3 protein-coding genes are annotated in these 3,659 nt (G+C 74.1%); 2 read left to right on the top strand and 1 reads right to left on the bottom strand.

Annotation, left to right across the window (positions count from 1 at the left end; all coding sequences use genetic code 11):
* On the top strand, nt 1-330 hold a 330-nt coding region (locus D7V93_RS40125), incomplete at its 5' end, for a cupin domain-containing protein (RefSeq protein WP_147451595.1).
* A 188-nt stretch (nt 331-518) separates the two neighbouring features.
* Nucleotides 519-1,418 carry an MBL fold metallo-hydrolase gene (locus tag D7V93_RS40120; RefSeq protein ID WP_120648302.1) on the top strand — a complete coding sequence of 300 codons (900 nt, stop codon included), beginning with the start codon at nt 519-521 and terminating at the stop codon, nt 1,416-1,418.
* Nucleotides 1,419-1,432: 14 nt separating this feature from the next.
* On the opposite strand, the gene D7V93_RS47560 is transcribed toward D7V93_RS40120, so the two are convergent.
* Nucleotides 1,433-3,659 (bottom strand): sensor histidine kinase (locus tag D7V93_RS47560; protein ID WP_120648301.1); only part of this gene is annotated, 2,227 nt, incomplete at its 5' end.

Genomic DNA, 3,659 nt, shown 5'->3' with positions numbered 1-3,659 from the left:
AAGGTGAACCTGGCGCACGCCTTCACCGACCTGTCCGGTCCGGGCACCACCCGGCCCGTGGGCATGCTCCATGGCCAGCCGGTGCACCTGGTGCGGCTGACGGGCACCGGCCCCTGGCGCCAGCACGCGACGGGGGACGCGCTGTTCTTCGTCACCCGCGGTCACCTGCGCGTGGAGTCCCGCGAGCGCGCCGTGGACCTGGAGGCGGGCGAGCTGCTCATCGTCCCGCGCGGCGTCGAGCACCGCACCCTCACCACCTCCGAGGCGCTGGTGCTGATGTCGGCCCCGCCGCACGACGCGGAGGCCGCCGGGCAGGCGCCGCCGCTCTGACGGCGCTCCGGCTCCCAAGGGCCTCCTCTCCCACCGGGCAGGCGAGCCCACGCGGCCTCCCGGGGCGGTGATTCCTCCCAAGCGCACCACGGCGCACCTTTTGCCCTGAACGAATGAAGGGCGGTGTCCCCCGGCCCGGGTCCAGGGCGCGGGGACTTCCGCCACGGTCACGAGGAGCGGGAGCCGCCATGCGCATCCACCACCTGAACTGCACCACCATGTGCCCGCCCGGTCGGCGGCTGATGGATGGACGGCGTGACTTCACCGGCCCGGCGGCGCTCACCTGTCACTGCCTGCTGCTGGAGACGCCCCGGGGGCTGGTGCTGGTGGACACCGGCTTCGGCCTCAATGACGTGTACGCGCCCCGCGTGCGGCTCAGCGGCCTGTTCCGCGACGTGCTGTGCCGGCCCGCCCTCTCCGAGGAGGCCACCGCCATCCGCCAGCTTGAACGGATGGGCTTCCAGGCCAGCGACGTGCGCGACATCGTCCTCACCCACCTGGACTTCGACCACGCGGGCGGCCTGGACGACTTCCCGCACGCGCGCGTGCACGTGCTGGCGGAGGAGTACCGCGTGGCCACCGCGCAGCGCAGCTGGCTGGACCGCGCGCGCTTCCGGCCCCAGCAGTGGTCCAAGGAGACGCGCTGGGAGACCTACGTCCCGCGCCAGGGCGAGTCCTGGTTCGGCTTCGACTGCGTGCGCGAGCTGTCCGGCCTGCCGCCGGAGATCCTCCTGGTGCCGCTGGTGGGCCACACGCTGGGCCACGCGGGCGTGGCCATCGACACCGGGGGCGGGTGGATGCTGCACGCCGGGGACGCGTACTTCCACCACGGGGAGATGGACCTGGACCGGTACCGGTGCACCGTCGGCCTGCGCGCCTACCAGAAGCTGATGCAGAAGGACGGGTGGATGCGCTGGTACAACCTGCGCCGCCTGCGGGAGCTGGTGCAGCGCCACGGCGAGCAGGTGACGGTGTTCTGCGCGCACGACACGCTGGAGTTCGAACGCCTGGAGGAGCGCGAGAAGCTGCCCGAGGACTTCCCCATCCGCCCCGGCATCGTCGCCCCCGTGCCGTCGCTGCACCTGTAGGCCCGCGCGCGGCGTCACTGGAGCGACGCCGGCTCCGCCCGCGCGGCCTCCTCCAGGGAGCGGGGCACGCGCGGCAGGTCCACGATGAAGGTGGCGCCCCGCCCCGGGATGCTCTCCACGCGGATGCTCCCCCCGTGCGCCTCCACGAGCTGGCGCACGATGTAGAGGCCCAGCCCATAGCCCGGCTCCGCCTTCGCGGTGGGCTCGCGCTCGAAGCGCTCGAAGATGCGGCGCTGGGCCTCCGGCGCGATGCCCACGCCCTCGTCGCGCACCACCAGCCGCGCGTGCTCCGCGTCCAGCGCCATCACCCGCACCGTCACCGGGTGGCCCCGGCCGAACTTCAGCGCGTTGGAGATGAGGTTCGTCATCACCCGGTCCAGGCGGATCCGGTCCCACCGGCCCACCTGCCCGGGCTCCGCCTCCAGCGTCAGCGAGGAGCCCGCGTGCGCGGCGCTCTCCGCGAAGCGGTCCACCACCTCGCGCGCCAGCTCACCCAGGTCCACGGGCGACGCGTCCAGCACCTGCGTGTCGGAGGACAGCCGCGACAGGTCCAGCAGGTCGTGCAAGAGCTGCCCCAGCCGCTGCGCCTGGCCGCGCGCCGCCGTCAATCCCTGTCGCGCCACCGCGCCCTGGCCGGCTTCCTGCGCGCGCTGCACCTTGGTCAACAGCAACTGCATGGCATGCAAGGGATTGCCCAGGTCGTGCGCGGTGACGGCGATGAGGTCCACCGCCTCGCGCGCCTCGCGCAAGAGCCGCGTGTTCTCCAGGGCCAGCGCCGCCCGGCCCGCCAGCTCCTCCACCAGCACCTGGTCCCCGTGCGTGAAGAAGCGGTGTCCCCGGGCCGTCATCAGCACGAACACGCCCAGCGTCCTGTTGCCCGCGCGCAATGGCACCACCAGCGACGACCCGATGCCGAGGCGCTCGATGAGCACCCGGTGCTGGGGGCTCTCCGCGGCGATCTCCAGATCCGGCCCGCTCGCGTCCACGTCCAGGCGCGAGCGCCCGCTGCGCATCACCTCCCAGATGTGCGGGGACGTGCCCGGGCGCGGAGGGAAGCGCCGCAATCCCTCCCACAGGCTCGCCTCGCGCTCGGGCCGCACGTGCGTGACGGCCCGGGGCCGCAGCTCCCCCGCGGGCGTCAAGAGATACAGGATGCAGCCATCCGCCACCTCCGGCACCAGCAGCCGCGCCAGCTCCGCCACCGTCAGGTCGGGGTCCAGCGACTGGTGGAAGACGCGACCGGCCTCCGCGAGCAGCTCCTGCATCCGCTCCGTGCGCCGCTGCTGGGTGATGTCGTGCGTCACCACCGCGAAGCCCTGCGGTGCCCCGGCCTCGTCGCGCAGCACGGTGATGGACACCTCCGCCCAGAAGCGCGAGCCGTCCTTGCGCTGCCGCCAGCCCACCGAGTGCAGCCGGTCCTCACGCAGGGCCCGCGCCAGGTCCCGCTCCGCCTGCCCCGCCGCCGCCTCCTCGGACGTGAAGAAGGTGGAGGCCGGGCGGCCCAGGATCTCCGCCTCCGTCCAGCCCTTGATGCGCTCGGCGCCCGGGTTCCAGCTGACCACCCGTCCGCGCGCGTCCAGCATCACCAGCGCGTAGTCGCGCACGCCCTCCACCAGGGCCTGGAAGCGGTGCGCGCTGACCACCGCCTCGCGCTTGAGCGGGTGCAGCCGGTGGTGGAGCACCCACGCCAGCGCCGCCGCCACGGCCACGCCCAGCGCCGACGCCAGCAGCAGCAGCCCCAGCTCCCACCGGTCCGCCGCGAGCGACGCCTGGTGGGCCCGGGTCAGCCGCGCTTGCACCTCCTTCTCCAGCCGGGCCTGGGCCTCGCGCACCCGGACATGGGTGCGCGCCAGCCGCTCGCGGGCCTCCGTCTGCTCCTCGGCGTCGGGCAGGTCCCGCAGGGCGTGCAGGGCCGCTTCATGCGCCTGTTCGGCGCTTCGCACCTCGTCCACCAGCGCCGGGTCGTCGGGGCCCGACAGCCGCTCGCGCAGCCGCACGGCGGTGTCCAGGAAGCGCTGCCGGGCCAGCGTCGTGTCCTGGGTGAGGGAGCGCCCGCCCGCCAGCATCGCGCTGTTGGCCAGGGAGACCTTGTCGCTGAAGGCCCGTCCCAGCTGCTCCACCTCCAGCAGGTCCACGGAGCGCTCCAGCACCCGCGCCTTGCCGGCGGTCCGCGCCGTCAGCAGCGCCCCCACGGCGACCGCCGCCAGCACGAGCGCCACCGCCAGGGCCGCCCCAAGCCCC

The organism is Corallococcus llansteffanensis, assembly GCF_003612055.1.
Lineage (GTDB): Bacteria > Myxococcota > Myxococcia > Myxococcales > Myxococcaceae > Corallococcus > Corallococcus llansteffanensis.
Note: the sequence above shows the minus strand (reverse complement) of the source record. Positions and strands in the feature narration are given on the sequence as shown.